The sequence below is a fragment of the Butyrivibrio sp. NC2007 genome, from assembly GCF_000421405.1.
Classification (GTDB): Bacteria; Bacillota; Clostridia; order Lachnospirales; family Lachnospiraceae; genus Butyrivibrio.
The window spans coordinates 1-16,859 of sequence record NZ_ATWY01000003.1 but is presented as its reverse complement, the minus strand read 5'-3'; the positions used below and the strand labels follow the sequence as shown (position 1 = coordinate 16,859).

Genomic DNA, 16,859 nt, shown 5'->3' with positions numbered 1-16,859 from the left:
TATGATAGGAAAATACAAAGGTGAATACTACTCTTATATTTGCAATTCTAAAGCACAAGTACTGGTAACGCGAAGCAAAAAGAAAGCAGACGGCAGCTTTGAAAAAGATGACGGTGCTTATGTAAAGAAGGCAAAGGACGAGGACTTAAGCGACATCTTCGAAGTAAAGTTTCGTGTTGAATATGATGCAAAATTGCAAGACACGCCTCTTTGGTGGAATGTGTTTCCGGAAGACTTTACAAAATTTGGTGTAAATCTGGTATTTGCAGAAGGGTTTTTACCGAATTGGAAAGTTGTTGATAAGTTTGTCTGCAAGAAGTTTATTCCGTATATAGAGCTGGGCAACTGTGAAGTGGTTTATAAATATATAAAAAAAGACGGAATAGTTCAGGACATTACCGAGAGCACAGGAATTGTTTCCGTAAAAGAAATGCTTAGGAGATTGAAAGAATTTAGGCAATATAAAAGGTAAAGAATCAGTAAAAACAGAATATGATTTATTGCGAATAGTTGGTTTTGACGAAGGAAGATTAATTGATAGCGAAAAAACAAACAAACCCAGTTATGATAAATATTTCATCCAATATAGAACCAAAGACTGTGATGAAATAATACTATTCTTTACCTCTGATGAGAAAAATTTAATCGAAATAATAATAGCTCCTAAAAACGATATATCCCTGAAAGAAATTGAAATGATGCATGGAACTATGAGGATTCATAAATGATAGATCCAAAGGTGCATTAGATGAAGCTAAACAGGTATAAGTAATTTGGAAAAAGTCTATGGTGAGCGTTGGTGGAATACAAAAATAGAATGGTCAAAGAAATGTCTGAAAATCAGGCAAAAACCATTCATGAATCAAATGGTTGGCTTATATGTGAGTGATTTAAGTAATTGATTCGTGATACAAAAAGGTAATACCTATCGGTATAGCTGCGCAATTAGGAGAATATGGAGCTATTGATAACTTCTTTATGACTGGAGAGGGAACATGTGATGGCAACTGGTGGAATTATTTAGTTGAAAATGAAAAAACAGTATTTAATCGGAAGAGCACTCTTATTCTTAGGATCTGTCTGCTTAAGTGTGTTGGAATTAACAGGGTATTCTTCATTGGATGCATTCTTCAAGTGGGGGGTTATCGTATATATTGCAATAATGTTGATCTGTTATTATTTTCTTCTTGCTGATATCTACATGATCAAGGTATTGGATGAAAGTATATTGTTTAGAAGCTTAATTCGAACCCACAATGTTAAATGTAGTGAGATAGATAAGATTTACCATATAAAAAATCATTATATCAGTCCGAGAGTGCTTGTGGCTTCAAATGCAATATTAGTTGTGTTCAATGGAAAAAGACGTTATATTTCAGAGAATTATGATAATTATAGAACTTTTGAAAAATACGTTTTAGAAAAATTCAATGTCATTGAAGCAGAAAAAGATCCTGCATAAAATTCAAATTTGTAGAGCGATTAAATTCCAGTTTTACGCAATAAAGAGGGGCATATGCAGACTATTATAATTGTGCTTGATTCTACAAAAATGAGCAATCCGGATTTGGATATTTGTTATTCTTTGCCGGATCGAATAGAATCCCTTACTGATGGTCGTGTTAGGGATAATGGTTATGATTATTTATCCGGAACGGAAATAGGAATTTGGCTTGAAACGGAAGATGCTGAAGCAAATGTTGAGGATATTCTTGAATTAATGAAATCTGAGACAATTTTAGATAACGATTTATCGAAAGTTGCAGACGTTTATATTTCGACAGAGGAAAGTGCAGATATAGAAAACAGCAAGAAAATTTTCCCAATCAAATGAATGTAGTTTGTGAATTCGACAGGAGAAATACCATGGAAGAAAACCAACCCATATGGATTCAGGATATCCTGAAAAAAGGAAAAATGCTCACGATAGATTTTTTCATGATCATGAAGACACTTGCATGAAAATATGAGGGGGATAACGAAGAGTAATGCATCAAAACTTGCGCTTATTTATCGAAATAATAAACTTGTAAAGTTTGGCTTCATAATTATTCCATGCGTTGATTTGCTTGTATTTGGTAGTATCTACTTTTCAAGGAAGAAGAAGGGAAATCAAAAAGAACAAAAATGACACCTCAAGAGATGGATAAGGAACTTACACTGATTTTAGAAGATAAAATGAATTCGTTAGGGTTTACAAAAAAGCGGATACATGAATTCTGCCGCAAAGTAAACGATTGTGAGCAGTATTTCTCATTCTATTATACGAGAGACAGGGGATTGCCAGGCACGTATTATTCTATGTTTCCAACTCTTTCATTCAGATATTCGAAGGTGGATGAACTACAGTGCCTGTTCATGGGAAAAGAATATGATAAGCGTGAAAAGGAGTTCAATACTGGTTGTAAAGGATTGTATACGCTTGTTCCGGGATGCGATTCGGGGAGATACAGATATTGCTCAGATAATCCCATGAGCAATCATGCTGAGTTTATCTTCGATGATTTTCACGATTATGCATTTTCGTTTTATGATAAATATGATTCATTAGATAAAGTGGAAAAATACTTTGATCTAAATAGGAGTTATAACAGAAATGGTTTTGATGTTGTTAGAAATAATGCTTACGGATGCTGCATGGTAGCAGTTTTGTGCGTAAATGGCAAGTTTGATAAATGCAGACAGCTTATGGAAGAAGAATGCTTAGTAACTGATGAGCAGAAGGCAAGAATTATTGAGTATATTGGATTGAGGGATTGATAAGATTTTATATTACAGTATAAATGAAAAGATTAATTGAGGTTTAGGGAAAAAGTATGGTTGATAAAGAAAAAATTCAAAAAAAGATTAACCTCCAAAAAACTAAGAATATTATCTCTAAGATTAAGGGAATACAAGTTATTGATTACGAAGGACCATCCATTTTTGATGAAGAATACCTCCGGAAAATAAATTATTTTAGTTCTGAAAAAATAGCTGATTCAAAAATATCTGACTGTTCAAATGATTCTGAAGTCACAGAGTGGATATATAAACTTATGGATTTTCAAATGGATCAAATATGGTATATATTTCTGAATGGTTTTCTTGTTAAAATTCAAATACTTGATATCAAAACGGCAATAATGGGTTTATGGAATGAAACTATTTATTCGATAAATACCCGTTAACAAAGTAAATTTCAGGATAATGAAATAAGCAAATCGGTTTTTCTGGTTAAAACAGGAGGCGCCACATGAAATTAAATCGCATTCATCATATTGCGGTGATTTGTTCCGACAAAGACACTGCTCTGAACTTTTACCATAATAAGCTTGGCTTTCGAATTCTGCGAGAGAACTATAGACCGGAACGGGATGATTGGAAGATTGACCTTAAGCTCGATGACAGCGAAATTGAACTTTTTATTATGAAGGATCATCCACTCCGTCCTTCTCCCGAAGCTTACGGATTGCGTCATCTTGCTTTCCGTGTAGATAGTGTAGATGAGACCGTCGCAGAATTGGAGTCTATGGGTATCCCTTGTGAACCGATACGACGGGATGCTTTCACGGGTGAAAAAATGACGTTTTTCCGTGACCCGGACGGGCTTCCTTTGGAAATACATGAGTAAACTACTTGTGACAAATGAGATTGGTCTGGCTGAAGTGTTAGCAAGTTCTCCCGGAAAACAATGCAGAACGACAAATCGCAGTTTGTCTAAATGAAACATATAGAGGAAGACTATGATTAATATAAGCAACTTTACAGATCCTTCACCGGAGCTTTTTGATCTTAATCTATGTCGAAAAGAAGTTGATGGCGGAATGATTAACTATCATCAGATTGATGAGATAGAGAAATATCCAGATGCAAAAACGATTATTATTTCCGGATTAAGGCAAGAGACGTTTGAGTATTTTGTTACGAAATATGCCAACCAATTTGAAGCGATTTCCTTTTGGAAAAATAAAAGTGTAGAGAATTTGGCTTGCTTAGGTGAGTTAAATAAAGTTAAATATATCAATTATTTCTTTAATCAGCGAGCTATTGACTTATGGAATATGTCAGGAAATATAAATCTGATTGGACTAGGAATATATGATTTTAGCAGACTTCATGATATCGGTAGGATTGAGACTGCGCCTAATCTTGTGAACTTTCATATTGGGGATAAGGTTACGGCGAGTATGACGATTCAATCTCTTAAACCAATAATAAATACTGGGATAAGACATTTTGAGTGGTGGGGAAAGTCTGTTGGGGATAGGGATTTCATATGCTTATCCAAGAGCAAAATCGAGGAATTAGAACTTAATCCTACACAGTTTACAATGGAAGAACTGGCCAGTTTACTTGCACATTTTCCGGAATCGCTTAAAGGTTCCATAACAAAGCCTTATACCAAAATAGGAATAAGAGATAAAGATGGTTATCGAGTGTTCTATAATTTATGCAAACACAAGAAAATGTGTGAAGAAGGGAAAGATGATCAGCGATTTCAGAATTATTTGCATGAGTTTGAATTTTTGCTGGATGAAAAAAGAAATCACTAAATTCAAGTTTGTCGGGATGAACGTTGGAACATAAAATCGCAATATAATTTGCTAAAATAACTTGGTTAAAAAACCTTCAGAGCATCTCAAGTCTAAAGGGTAACTTCTTTTGATACTTTTGTAAAACCAAAGTCGACCCTCAGTTTTGGGACAATCCCCGGAACTGAGGGTTTTGATTGTGAATAGGAAATTATCAGCGTTTATTTCTCCGTGTTTTGAATTGTGGATGCATGCCCTGATGGTATAATGTCATAAAAGTACGAAAAATAGTTGTGTTAACGTAATGAAGGAACGGTTTCGTTCGAATTGGAATATGAATGGAGAAAATATGGAAAACTATGATTTTTGTTTAAGGCCTAGAGGAAGGTATTTGGCGTTGCTTTCTTTGGCGGTGTCAATAGCCATGTTCGCATTTTCGGGGATATATCTGCCACACGAAGCTTTTGCTATTGAGCGGGACAAGACAGAAGTAGTTATAATTATTGCAGTAGTAGTTTTCTTTGTTTCCATATCGGTATGGTTCTTTATAAAGTACCTTGGAATGTTCCTTGAAAAGATATACGTTAAGGGAGACAAGATTACTATATGCGTCTATCGCAAAAGGCAGTATTCAGTTAGTGAAATTACTGAAGCACGCATTGAATACATTGGTGGCGGCAATAGGCAGCTTGAGTGTTTAACACCCTATTTTAACGGAAAAAAGTGCTGGTTATTTCTGGAGATTGGTGAGCACATGCATAATTATGATCTGTGGTATAAATACATACAGGATGCCGGAGTAAAGATAACATCAGAGGAAGACAATGGATAATAAGATAGTACTAAAAGGAAATAGAAGTGCTGGAATGAGAACCGCAATAGGCGCGGTAAGTACCTCAACAATAGCTTGCGCGGCAGTACTTGCAAAAGGTTTTATTGGTAATTCTCTTGCAGAAACAGTGATTCTTTGCATCCTCTATGTTTTAGCGGGAACAATCATTGTATTTCTGGTTTATTTTTTGACAATTAGTAAAATAGTAATATATGATGAATATTTCGTTATCTATAGAGGGTTACTTCGAAGGAAGGTATTATTTTCACAAATTTCCAGATGCTTTTTGAGAGGCAGTGTCCTTACGATTTATGGAGGACCATCTGAAGCTGTCATTAATCTTGGGGATTATGATAACGCTTATAAGTTGATTGAGCTGTTAGAAGCGAATAATTTTGTGATTGAAGATATTAACCGAGGCTAACAAATACGATAGTCATTATGGAGATGGAACTAGTTTATATGGATATGATGAATATTATCATGGTAAGAATAAGGGTGGATATGAATGAATGTATTCAATCTGATAAATAAAAAGTATAAAGAGAAGATAAGTTTACAGGAACCTTTAAACTGTGATGATACTCTTCCTAAAGAGTTGATAGCAATACTTGGGCATTCAAACGGGATAATGGAAATTATGATTCATCCTAAGACCGGAGAAATGATGGAAATTGGATGGATCATCTATCCCTATGATGAAATCAAAAAGTGGAGTTCTTTTTATCAGAATGAGTACGGATTGTCAGGCGTGGTGTTCTCGGATGATGGTGCAGGCAATCCATTTTATTTGTTTGATGGTAAGGTTTATGAATTTGATCCTATAGATAACGAATCAGAACTAATTGCAGATTCACTTGAGGAATTTTTCCGGAATTAAATGATATATTAAATTGGAAGATAATTGATCAAAAATCATGGCTCAAATCGTAGAATTCTTCATATGAGATCCTGAAAACGCAATACAGAGCATTTAGAACACCCAGATTCTTTGACAAAAGACCCTCTGGGTGTTATTATAAAAGAAAACGCTTTAACACGTTAATACTGCACTTCGTAAAACTAAGGTTATATATACTTCCCCAAAACCGTACAGATGGTACAGAAATGTATCTAATGTACGGCTTTTTCTTGCCTTTTTTAGGATAATATTACTTAGTTAACATCGTTCACATCGAACAGAAAGAACAGTCAACCTATACATGAAAATTGCATTAGGATTTCTGAAAACCCTGTATCTTCTTGGTATAGAGACAGAAGATAAAAAATCGGTGTATATGCTGAGTATTATTCCAAGTGCTAGCATGAACACTGATGAAATGATGGACATGGCAGAAGAATGGTTTATGGACATTTAAGATTTTTTGCGTCCCGTTCATGTTACAATTAAATGGTAATATTATGCCTAAATATCGTTGGTGTCATGCAAAAAGTTTACTAAAGAAAGGAGGCTGCCATGAAGAATGATTATTTTTGTAGGATATTCCTATGCGTTCTGCTGACAGCTTCGATTTTCGTAGATACTTCGTGTGGATCGCAGACATCAACAAGCAAAACGCTCCAACAATTTGAGCCCAAGAAATATGAAATATCACATTTTCTGGTGGCAGTGGAAGACGAGCCTGACACAGTAGATTTCCAATGCACATCTATCCATTACACCATTGCTCAGAATGTATTCAACCGTCTCGTAGAAATGGAGAACGATGAGGCGGGGAATATGCAGATACTTCCTTCCCTGGCCAAGTCCTGGGAGATTTCCGATGACGGAAGGGAATATACTTTCCACCTACAGGAAGCTGTAGAATTCAGTAATGGAAAACCGCTTACAGCGTCTGATGTACAATTTACATTTGAAAGGCTTTTAACGCACCCGGATTCCTGTAATAGCGATATAGTCGATATAATCGTCGGTGCTGGTGAACTGGAAAGTGGGGAGACAGACCATCTGGAAGGCTTCAGGATTCTTGATGACCTGAACTTTGTCATAACAATAGAGCGGCCATTTGAGGCTTTTTTAGCCTGTCTCTCAATGCCCGGAGCCTCAATCCTTGACCAGGAATCGACTATGGCGGCAGGAGATCTCTTTGGGAAAGATCCAAAATGGACGATAGGGACAGGCTCTTTTGTCCTAAGAACATGGACGCCCGGAGAAGGAATGCTCCTGACTGCAAATCAGCACTGCTGGATGGGCATTCCTAAATGCGAAGGACTTGATCTTCGCTTTGTAAATGATGCCCGTGAGATCCGAAGAATGTTTGAAAATGGAGAGATTGACGTGCTTGATCTCGATGAGCTTGGCAACGCTGCAGAGTTCTTTTTACATGGAAGTGAGTATCAGGACAGGCTGTTCAGCGTTCCACGTATTGGAATAACGTATATTGCGATAAATGAGAGCATAGAACCTCTGAGTGATGTGCGAGTGCGTAAGGCCATGCAGATGGCAATAAACCGTCCGGTTCTGCTGGCTGCGGTTTATGGCGGTCGTGGACAGATTGAGAATGGAATATTCCCGCATGGGCTTTATGGCTATAACCCTGATCTTCCGGAAATCCCTTATGATCCGGAGGCGGCAAAAGAGCTTTTGGCAAAGGCCGGCCTCGAAGACGGTTTTGACCTTACTGTCAGTGTGAACTCTGCTTCGACACGATGGGAATTACAGGTCCTTGAGATGGCAAAATCCATGTGGGACGAAGTAGGTATAAGGGCAAAAATAAAAGTTATAGACGAAAGTGACTTTATGAGCAAGAGAAAGAATGGAGAACTTGCATGTTATACGGCTCAGTGGATGGCAGATTTTAATGATCCTGACAATTTTATCTACACATTTTTTGGGAATAGCCATAATACTACTTATCGTAGTCTGTGCTATTCGGATGAAAAGGTCATGAAACGAATTCAGCAGGCTCGTGTAATTTCAGATTCGAAGGAGCGCATCAAAGAATATCAGGATCTTGAACGCATAATTGTTCAGGAAGATGCTGCCTGGATTCCTCTTTATTCCAGAACACGTTACTACGTTACATCGGAGAGACTTCAGGGGATACAGGCGTCCTGGAATGGTTCGGTAAAAAACAAGTATTGTGAAATGTCCATAATAAGTGATGAGGAGTAGGTTTCTTGAAAAAGGAGTTAGTCAATGTATTCAATCCGCTCTAAAATCGCAATAATCACGGTTCTGGTAATCCTTACGAGTGTTCTGTCTGTCTTTGGCGCAAATTATTTTATTATCCAAAGAGAAACAGACCAGAATTCCGTAGATATGATGAATCTGATAAATTCAGATACTGACAAAGCTCTTGAAAAGTATTTTGAGAGTATTGAGCAGTCTGCAGAAATTACGTCCAATATCGCTATTGATGATCTTGACAGCGTTGTATTGGCTAATTATGGTGCAATAAAAACCGGAACGGATATAAGCGCACAGACACCTGATCAGATCAAAGCTTTGGATGATTACTTGGAATCTTATTGCAATAAAGTTCAGGGATTATTCTCCGGAGTGGCGGAAAATACACAAGGAATAAACTCATATTACTATTGCATCAGCCCTGAGATCAGTAAAAATGTTCATGGATTCTTCTACATGAAAGAAGGAAAGACGGGCCTTATTGAAAAAGCTCCGCTTGATGCGTCAAATCTCACACCCAGTGAGCAACTCGGTGCAACCTGGTATGATACTGCCGTTGACATGGGAAGGCCCGGATGGGTTGGCCCATACATTTTCCAGAAAGAGTGGGTATATTCATACTTTGTTCCCATTTATAAAGCCGGTATGCTGATCGGTGTACTTGGAATGGATATTCCCTGTGAGATTCTTATAGATCAGGTCAAAGATATCAGTATCTACGACACCGGTTTTGTTTGTCTTCTTGATAAAGACGCAAAGGTAATCTATCATCCTGATCTTCCAATCACAAGCGATCTTGATGAATTACAGCTCAGCGTTTCGTCTGAAACCCTCACAAAAGATAATAGCGGTAATGATCTTATACGCTATGAAGCCCATGGCACAAAAAGGCAGATGTCTTTTTCCACACTGTCAAATGGTATGCACGTGGTCTGTATTGCGCCAACAGAAGAGATCAATGCTCCCTGGATCACACTTATCAGAGATATTGCACTGATTACCGTGATAGTCATCTTTGTTTTCGTTTTACTGATTCTCCTCGTGATAGGAGCACTTACCCGTCCTTTGAAACAGCTCACAAATGCTTCAAAGAGGCTTGCTGATGCTGACTATGATGTTGATCTGACATATCAGGGCAAGGATGAGATTGGCGCACTGACTAATGCTTTCATGCGAATGAGGGATCAGCTGAAGCTTTATATTGAGAATCTGAATCATCAGATCTTCTATGACACAATGACAGATATTCCTAATATGCGTCACTTTTTTAAGCTGGCGGTAGAGGAAAAGAAACGCATCCTTTCAGAAGGACTTGATCCGGTAATGGTCTATATCGATATTATAGGTATAAGATACTATAACCGACAGTATGGATTTGAAATGGGCGATAAGCTTATTATGGATTTCTCCAAAATTCTGGCCGAAAACTTTGGAGAACACCGAATTTGCCGCTTTAGCGGAGATCATTTCACTGCAGTCGCAGAAGGAGACAAGGTAGATGAGATACTCCAAAAAGTTTTGGATGAATGCAGAACAGCCGTGGATGGAAAAGAGCTGCCGATTCGCGTGGGAATCTATAACAACGCCCTTGAAGATGTAGATGTGAACGTTGCCTGCGATCGTGCAAAATATGCAGCCGACAGGAAGAAGGGAGAGTTGTCTTCAACAATTACATATTATGATGAAGACATGCTAAAGAGGAACGAGATCAATGTTCACATCATCCAGAATCTGGACCGTGCCATTGAAGAAGGCTGGATCAAGGTGTACTATCAGCCAATCGTGCGCGCTTCCAATGGTCAGGTATGTGATGAAGAGGCTCTGGCACGCTGGATAGATCCTGAACTTGGGTTCCTTTCACCGGGATATTTTATTCCTGCTTTGGAACAGGCCAAACTGATATATAAGCTTGATCTTTATGTGCTGGAACAGGTACTTAAAAAGATGCAGAAACAGAAAGAACTGGGATACTACCTGATATCCCAATCTATCAACCTGTCCCGTATGGATTTTGAGAGCTGTGATATCGTAGAGGAAATACGAAAGAGAGTTGATGCTGAAGGCATTGACCATTCGCTTATTTCTGTGGAGATTACGGAAAGTGTAATCGGTGAAGAATTTGACTTTATGAAAGAGCAGGTTGCCAGATTCCAGAAGCTTGGATTCCCGGTTTGGATGGACGATTTTGGAAGCGGCTACTCATCTCTGGACGTACTTCATCAGTTGCACTTTGATCTAATCAAGTTTGATATGCGCTTCATGGAGCGCTTTGATGAGGGTGAAGAAGGAAAGATCATCGTAACCGAGCTTGTAAATATGGCTATAAGTCTGGGACTTGATACTCTTTGTGAAGGCGTAGAACTGGAAGAACAGGTAGAATTCCTGCGTGAGATCGGCTGTACGAGAATACAGGGCTACTACTACGGAAAACCTACTCCTTTTGAGGAAATAGTTGCCAAGATTGAAAGGGGAGAGGCGCTTACAATAGAGAACCCGGAGGAGGCAGAATATTATGCATCGATAGGACGCCTCAATCTGTATGATTTCTCAACGCTTTCTAATGGAGAAAATGATGAGATCATGACGCAGTACTTCAACTCACTGCCTATGTGCATTATAGAAGTCAATGACACAAAGTTGTGGTATAACCGTTGTAACCGTTCATACCGTGATTTCCTGAAACGGACGTTAAATATTGACTTCAATACATTAAAAAGAGATATACTCGATACTAAAGACAGAGAGGAATCGACATTCCTTAAGGCTATTATGCATTGTGGCAGGGAAGGTGGACGTTTGGTTGTTGATGAAAAAATGGATCAGGATACGTATGTCCACACATTAATCCGTCGAATTGGAGTCAATCCTGTAACAGGTACGTCAGCAATCGCTGTGGCAATCCTGACAATAGCTAACGAGTCAACATCGGGAATGGCTACCACAAACTGACAATATATTCCTGAGGGTTTGCCCGAAGGATAAGGGCGCTGAAACAGGGATGTTTCAGGGCTCTATTATATTGCCAGATAAATTTACATTCAAATAGGGAATTAGAAGGGTTTATTTTCTCAAGATAATGATTGTAGGTGCAATGTGCGGTAGATATAATAGGATAAATTCTTTAAATACTACTTGGGGGACAAGGTAATGAGGGTTACAAAGGAATATTCTAGAAACAAATCGTGGAAAATAGCACTTATTGTTGGCATAGTTGTTTTGGCTGTAGCAGTGATTGCGGGGTATATTATTATAGAACAAGTTGATATTCTTGATCTGGTTGTTATTATCACGATTCTGATTCCGGCTTTAATTTGGGATTATCTACCATGCCTGCTTATTATTGTGGGGCTGGGTATTGCTGTGAAGCTAATTATGACCAGGAAAAAGTGAGGGAACTCTATGACTTTGGATTACCTATTGCAGAGAATGTATCATAAGAGAGTTATATCGGAAAATATATTCCAGAATTATGTACGATGACAAAGTGCGGGGCGGAATTTTAGAAATATGCCTTAACAAGATGTGTTTGTTTTCTAAAGGCATATTTTTTATATATTATTGATCTTTGATTTGCCTTTGTATGCCTTAAAAAGCCCTTTGTATCCATTAAAGGCATACATTACGTATGGAAAAACCTTCACTGGCACCAAAATGTATGCCCTATAGCTATATTTTTTCTTATATAAGGCATACATTGAAATATTTTCAATTTTTGACTAAGCCATCAATTGCCAAATTATATGAATAAGAAAATCTAATTGCGGATGATAAGTTATATCAGAAGATAATGATCGATAGCTTCCTTGTGGTTTGTGCACGGACTTGTATCTGCAAGGATGAAAGACGCCGTAACCTGTATCCGTGCAGGGCGATTGTAAAGTGGAGATCGTTCTCCACCGGCGTACTAATATATAATATTCTAGAAGATAAATTGGAATACTTGATATGAGTAATATGACTGAAGGTTTACTTGGCGAGGCGGGCTCGTTATTGGCTGAATTACGTAAGGTAAATATATTGATATAAATTTAATGGTCATATTTGGAGGTATGAGATGTCGATTGCAAAAACGCAGACCTCTGAGAGCTTTCGATTAAGTGCATTGCTTTCATTTTCGGGAGGACTACAGGATGCATATACTTATAACGTGAGGGATGGCGTATTCGCAAATGCCCAGACCGGTAACGTGGTACTGATGAGCCAGAACTTTATGCAGGGAGAGTGGAATAAGGGATTACACTATATGCTCCCGCTCCTATCATTTGCTGCAGGTATTTTTCTGGCTGAAAGGATCGAGAGCAGGTTTAAGACTGGCAGCAAGATCCATTGGAGACAGATCATACTTTTTATAGAGATAGCAATGCTTTTGGCGGTAGGATTTATGCCGACAGGGGTAAATATGCTTGCAAATATCATGGTTTCATTTTCATGTGCCATGCAGGTGCAGACATTCAGAAAAGTTCATGGATATGGATATGCCAGTACGATGTGTATCGGCAATCTTAGGAGCGGTACGGAAAGCCTGTCACAGTATTTCAGAACAAAAGAGAAGGGATCCTTGTATAAGGCATTGCATTTCTTTGGCATTATTCTTATCTTTGCCACAGGAGCCGGCATCGGAGGGGTACTTTCCGCAAGGTTTGGTATTGGAACAATATGGATCTCACCGGCAATCCTTCTGGTTGTGGTCTTGATGATGCTAAAAGAATGAAATACGTGGATACATAAAAATGAGGCTAACAGAGTCTCAAGACACAGTCGATAAAGGTATGAAGCCATGAAGAAACCTGACTTTAAGGATCTGAAAAAACTAATAAAGGCGATAAATGACACCAACGATGCATTTAAGAGCATCTATGCAGAGAAAGACTCGCAGGAAAGCCGCATTAAAGCCATTTGCAAAAGGATGTCATCCGAAAAAGCCAGAGAATCTCTTGGCGAATTTTCCGTTGAGGAGCTTAAGAATGCCAAGGTTGGTATACGCGTGGCAGCCCTTCAGGAGGCCGGATATACCGACCTTGGGAAGATCGCAAAAGCTACTGATTACGACATCCGGAACATAGAAGGCATCGGCGAGAAGCAGATAGAGGCCATAAGGCATATTATCACTGAATTTGCAAACAGCCTCTCATCAAGGGTTTCCATCGTGCTTGATGCAAATGACCCTGAGCTGATTACTGAGATGTACCGCTATCTAAAGAGTGAAGATGTGCGCAGAGATGCTCAGGAGCCGGCCAAAAACCTTGATCTGTATGCCGCGAAAGTCGCATCCTCAGGTATAATACTTGGCGGCTTTGGATGGCTCTTTTCCGGAAACGATAAAAAAACCCGCACCATTAATATGGTTGCGGAGATATACGAATTCTGCAACAGCGCTTTCTTTGAAAAGCTCCTTGGCCTTATTGACAGGTATCACAGCGCCATCAATTCGCCAAGTGCAGATGCCGTGCAGGCTTTTACCCTGAACGGTGCGGATTTCTATGCCCTGCTGGAGAAGCTTGGAAGTAGCAGTGGTAACAGGCCGTTTATCTACGACAGCATACCAGGGCAGCTGGCCGAAGAAATAAGTAGCATGCAACTTTCGCAAAAGACCTTTCGAGGCAACCTGCGTGTGTATCAGGAATTCGGCGCAAAGTATATATTGCATCAAAGCAAGGTCCTCCTCGGCGATGAGATGGGCCTTGGCAAGACCATTCAGGCGATAGCTGCCATGGCTCATATTCAAGAAACCACGGATGGATTATGCCATTTTCTGGTGGTCTGCCCGGCCAGTGTCCTTGTCAACTGGTCAAAAGAGCTATCGAAGTTCAGCAACATTGATGCGTACATTCTGCATGGCCAGACTTTAGATGATGCATTTGACAGGTGGAGAGATTATGGGGGAGCCGCCATCACCAACTACGAATCCATGGGGAAAATAGTGGATCGTATCGACAATCACATGACTCTCGAGATGCTGGTAATTGATGAGGCGCATTACATCAAGAACCCCGATGCCAAGAGGACCATGTACATCAGGCGCCTTGATAATGAATCCAAGCGCATTCTTATGATGACCGGGACACCTCTGGAGAATCGTGTCGATGAAATGTGCAATCTGATAGATTTTGTAAGGCCTGACATGACCAAGGAGGTTCGAGGAATGGCGCACCTTAGCCATGTTCCGGAATTCAGAGAGGCGCTATCTCCTGTTTATCTGCGAAGGACAAGGACTCAGGTGTTAAAAGAGCTGCCTCCTATCGACGAGAAACAGGAATGGTGCGAAATGTCTTTTGACGACCAAAAAGCGTATACTGCGGCTGTCATGAACAGGAATTTCCAGGATATGCGCCGCGTGGGCTTTCTTCAGGAAGACATAAAAACTTCCGCTAAAACCTGCAGGCTCCTTGAGCTGTGCAATGAGGCAAAGGCGGAGGGAAGAAAAGTCGTTGTATATTCCTTCTTTAGAGATACCATATCCAAAGTGGCCGCGATCCTTGGCGATAAGTGCATAGGCGTTATAAGTGGAGATACACCCGTAGCTCATAGGCAGGATATAGTCGACAGATTTGGCGAGGCAAAAGATGGAAGCATCCTGCTCTGCCAGATAATAGCAGGAGGAGTTGGTCTTAACATACAGGCTGCCAGCATGGTGATATTCTGTGAGCCGCAGATAAAGCCGTCCCTTACAAGCCAGGCACTCTCCAGGGTTTACCGAATGGGCCAGGTCAGGAACGTGACGGTGTACCATCTTCTTTGCCCGGAAACCATAGACGAAGAAATGATGCTGGTGCTTGAACAGAAACAGAACGAATTCGACAATTATGCAGGCGAATCAGTACTGGCAGGTGCTTTCGACAACCTTATGGACAAGGAATGGATCAGCGATGTGATTGAAAAAGAAAGCAAGAAATATCTACCTGCAGTGCTGTAATTTAATTCAAATCGGGAGATTGGAGGGATAAACCATGTTAGAAATATTAAAAGCGAGGTTTCAGGATAATAAGAATCTTCATATGGATCTGAGTTGGCTTGACGTGGAGAAACGTTTGCTTGAGCATCCGGGCTCCATGGATGTTTTGAGAAGGATGGAGGAGAGCGGAGGAGAACCGGATACCATCGGCTATGACGAAAAGACGGGAAAGCTAATTTTCTGCGACTGCGCAAAGGAGTCCCCTTCTGGGCGCAGAAGCCTGTGCTATGACGAAAAGGCATTACAGGGGCGTGCTAAAAACCCGCCATCAGGCAGCGCCGAATGGAAAGCAAAAGAAATCGGCGTTTTGATCATGACGGAGGAACTCTATCGCCGACTGCAAAGTCTCGGGGAATTTGATTTGAAAACGTCAAGTTGGATCACTACGCCGGATGATATTCGCGACAAGGGCGGTGCATTGTTCTGCGAACGACGTTACGGAACGGTTTTCACATTCCATAACGGGGCGGATTCGTACTATTCCGTGCGCGGGTTCAGAGGCTATACGCTTATATGAATTCAAATTTGTAGAGCGATTAACTCTCAGTATTATATGCGATGACAAAGCGCGGGTAGGATTTTGGAAATATGCCTTAACAAGGCGTTTTTGTTTTTTGAAGGCATATTTTTCAAATATTATTGATCTTTTGATTTGCATTTGTATACCTTAAATGGCCCTTTGTATCTATTAAAGGCATACATTGAAATATTTTCATTTTTTGACTAAGCCATCAATAATTCCCTAATTTAGTCACTCTTTTTGGAGCTTCTGATGATGCTTGAGTGACTCAGGTGATAGATTTCAGCTGACTTAGTCAAATTTTCTTCAATTTGAAATTGAAAATTGTCTGATTCAAGTCACTAAAGCATGCAAAATAATATACATTAGTCAATTTTGCAAATTTGACAAATTATATGAATAAGAAAATCTAATTGCGGATGAGAAGTTTCCGGCAAATCGAAATTATTGAATTAATTCAGTATTCTAAAATTGATATCCCTAGTGAATTCCTAGATATTATCAAAGAAAAAACAGAAATTGAGATTTTGGTTAATAAAGAGAAGTATGTGCGATTGTGGAGTTCAAAGGTATTCACCCATCTCTTGAAAAATATGGTACTGTAGAATTCGAAATAAAGAGTATTAGAAAACAAGAAGGTTATAAGAATGGATAAAACAGGAAGATATGCTATATATGAAGGGAAGGAATATCACGCTTCTCTTGAGGATGATAAAAGGCATGTAGAAATATGGTCGAAAGATAAAGAGGATGAGGACAAGGGATTTAAGAAGCATCAATACCTTCAAGTTTATTCGAAAATTGTTGAGTTAAATGAATTAAGTGAGTTTTATGATGTTGAGGCCGTATGTGACTATATGGGAAAAACTCACAAAATATTTATTTCAGCAGATGGCGAATCATTCCGCATC

General features: G+C 39.3%; 18 protein-coding genes. All 18 read left to right on the top strand.

What is annotated here, in order from left to right:
* Position 1 precedes the first annotated feature (1 nt).
* Positions 2–472 carry a hypothetical protein gene (locus tag G632_RS0102960; RefSeq protein WP_022767544.1) on the top strand — a complete coding sequence of 157 codons (471 nt, stop codon included), beginning with the start codon at positions 2–4 and terminating at the stop codon, positions 470–472.
* Between the two features lie 28 nt (positions 473–500).
* The gene (locus G632_RS0102955) at positions 501–728 is read left to right on the top strand and encodes a hypothetical protein (RefSeq protein ID WP_022767543.1); all 228 of its coding nucleotides are present in this window, start codon (positions 501–503) and stop codon (positions 726–728) included.
* Positions 729–1,024: 296 nt separating this feature from the next.
* Positions 1,025–1,462, top strand: coding sequence for a hypothetical protein (locus tag G632_RS0102950; protein ID WP_022767542.1), 438 nt, complete (start codon positions 1,025–1,027; stop codon positions 1,460–1,462).
* Positions 1,463–1,516: 54 nt separating this feature from the next.
* A complete protein-coding gene (locus tag G632_RS0102945; RefSeq protein ID WP_022767541.1) occupies positions 1,517–1,834 on the top strand; it encodes a hypothetical protein in 318 nt (105 codons plus the stop codon).
* Positions 1,835–2,142: 308 nt separating this feature from the next.
* Complete coding sequence (locus tag G632_RS0102935) at positions 2,143–2,760, top strand: hypothetical protein (protein WP_155828830.1); 618 nt, start codon at positions 2,143–2,145, stop codon at positions 2,758–2,760.
* Positions 2,761–2,816: 56 nt separating this feature from the next.
* Positions 2,817–3,170, top strand: coding sequence for a hypothetical protein (locus G632_RS0102930; protein ID WP_022767538.1), 354 nt, complete (start codon positions 2,817–2,819; stop codon positions 3,168–3,170).
* A 65-nt stretch (positions 3,171–3,235) separates the two neighbouring features.
* Positions 3,236–3,613, top strand: coding sequence for an SMU1112c/YaeR family gloxylase I-like metalloprotein (gene gloA2, locus G632_RS0102925; RefSeq protein ID WP_022767537.1), 378 nt, complete (start codon positions 3,236–3,238; stop codon positions 3,611–3,613).
* 112 nt (positions 3,614–3,725) lie between these two features.
* A complete protein-coding gene (locus tag G632_RS0102920; RefSeq protein WP_022767536.1) occupies positions 3,726–4,535 on the top strand; it encodes a hypothetical protein in 810 nt (269 codons plus the stop codon).
* A gap of 328 nt (positions 4,536–4,863) precedes the next feature.
* On the top strand, positions 4,864–5,346 hold the full coding sequence (locus G632_RS0102915; protein ID WP_155828829.1) for a hypothetical protein: 483 nt from the start codon (positions 4,864–4,866) through the stop codon (positions 5,344–5,346).
* Positions 5,339–5,770: a hypothetical protein gene (locus tag G632_RS0102910; RefSeq protein ID WP_022767534.1), complete on the top strand. Its 432-nt coding sequence runs from the start codon at positions 5,339–5,341 to the stop codon at positions 5,768–5,770. Before G632_RS0102915 ends, G632_RS0102910 begins: the two co-directional genes overlap by 8 nt.
* Before the next feature lie 84 nt (positions 5,771–5,854).
* On the top strand, positions 5,855–6,226 hold the full coding sequence (locus G632_RS0102905) for an SMI1/KNR4 family protein (protein WP_022767533.1): 372 nt from the start codon (positions 5,855–5,857) through the stop codon (positions 6,224–6,226).
* Positions 6,227–6,802: 576 nt separating this feature from the next.
* On the top strand, positions 6,803–8,461 hold the full coding sequence (locus tag G632_RS18655; protein ID WP_022767531.1) for an ABC transporter substrate-binding protein: 1,659 nt from the start codon (positions 6,803–6,805) through the stop codon (positions 8,459–8,461).
* 24 nt (positions 8,462–8,485) lie between these two features.
* Positions 8,486–11,425 carry a bifunctional diguanylate cyclase/phosphodiesterase gene (locus G632_RS0102890; protein ID WP_022767530.1) on the top strand — a complete coding sequence of 980 codons (2,940 nt, stop codon included), beginning with the start codon at positions 8,486–8,488 and terminating at the stop codon, positions 11,423–11,425.
* Positions 11,426–11,623: 198 nt separating this feature from the next.
* A complete protein-coding gene (locus G632_RS0102885; RefSeq protein WP_022767529.1) occupies positions 11,624–11,866 on the top strand; it encodes a hypothetical protein in 243 nt (80 codons plus the stop codon).
* 664 nt (positions 11,867–12,530) lie between these two features.
* Positions 12,531–13,187, top strand: coding sequence for a YoaK family protein (locus G632_RS0102880; RefSeq protein ID WP_022767528.1), 657 nt, complete (start codon positions 12,531–12,533; stop codon positions 13,185–13,187).
* Positions 13,188–13,253: 66 nt separating this feature from the next.
* Entirely contained in the window at positions 13,254–15,389 is a 2,136-nt protein-coding gene (locus tag G632_RS18650) for a DEAD/DEAH box helicase (protein WP_022767527.1), read from the top strand.
* 34 nt (positions 15,390–15,423) lie between these two features.
* On the top strand, positions 15,424–15,945 hold the full coding sequence (locus tag G632_RS0102870) for a DUF4256 domain-containing protein (protein WP_022767526.1): 522 nt from the start codon (positions 15,424–15,426) through the stop codon (positions 15,943–15,945).
* A 650-nt stretch (positions 15,946–16,595) separates the two neighbouring features.
* Positions 16,596–16,859: hypothetical protein (locus G632_RS18645; RefSeq protein ID WP_022767524.1), on the top strand; the 264-nt coding region annotated here is incomplete at its 3' end.

Bases quoted from the DNA above. Each gene is read 5' to 3' on its own strand.
- G632_RS0102960 (WP_022767544.1), top strand. From the start codon at position 2: ATGATAGGAAAATACAAAGGTGAATACTACTCTTATATTTGCAATTCT.
- G632_RS0102945 (WP_022767541.1), top strand. From the start codon at position 1,517: ATGCAGACTATTATAATTGTGCTTGATTCTACAAAAATGAGCAATCCG.
- G632_RS0102935 (WP_155828830.1), top strand. From the start codon at position 2,143: ATGGATAAGGAACTTACACTGATTTTAGAAGATAAAATGAATTCGTTA.
- G632_RS0102930 (WP_022767538.1), top strand. From the start codon at position 2,817: ATGGTTGATAAAGAAAAAATTCAAAAAAAGATTAACCTCCAAAAAACT.
- gloA2 (WP_022767537.1), top strand. From the start codon at position 3,236: ATGAAATTAAATCGCATTCATCATATTGCGGTGATTTGTTCCGACAAA.
- G632_RS0102920 (WP_022767536.1), top strand. From the start codon at position 3,726: ATGATTAATATAAGCAACTTTACAGATCCTTCACCGGAGCTTTTTGAT.
- G632_RS0102915 (WP_155828829.1), top strand. From the start codon at position 4,864: ATGGAAAACTATGATTTTTGTTTAAGGCCTAGAGGAAGGTATTTGGCG.
- G632_RS0102910 (WP_022767534.1), top strand. From the start codon at position 5,339: ATGGATAATAAGATAGTACTAAAAGGAAATAGAAGTGCTGGAATGAGA.
- G632_RS0102905 (WP_022767533.1), top strand. From the start codon at position 5,855: ATGAATGTATTCAATCTGATAAATAAAAAGTATAAAGAGAAGATAAGT.
- G632_RS18655 (WP_022767531.1), top strand. From the start codon at position 6,803: ATGAAGAATGATTATTTTTGTAGGATATTCCTATGCGTTCTGCTGACA.
- G632_RS0102890 (WP_022767530.1), top strand. From the start codon at position 8,486: ATGTATTCAATCCGCTCTAAAATCGCAATAATCACGGTTCTGGTAATC.
- G632_RS0102885 (WP_022767529.1), top strand. From the start codon at position 11,624: ATGAGGGTTACAAAGGAATATTCTAGAAACAAATCGTGGAAAATAGCA.
- G632_RS0102880 (WP_022767528.1), top strand. From the start codon at position 12,531: ATGTCGATTGCAAAAACGCAGACCTCTGAGAGCTTTCGATTAAGTGCA.
- G632_RS18650 (WP_022767527.1), top strand. From the start codon at position 13,254: ATGAAGAAACCTGACTTTAAGGATCTGAAAAAACTAATAAAGGCGATA.
- G632_RS0102870 (WP_022767526.1), top strand. From the start codon at position 15,424: ATGTTAGAAATATTAAAAGCGAGGTTTCAGGATAATAAGAATCTTCAT.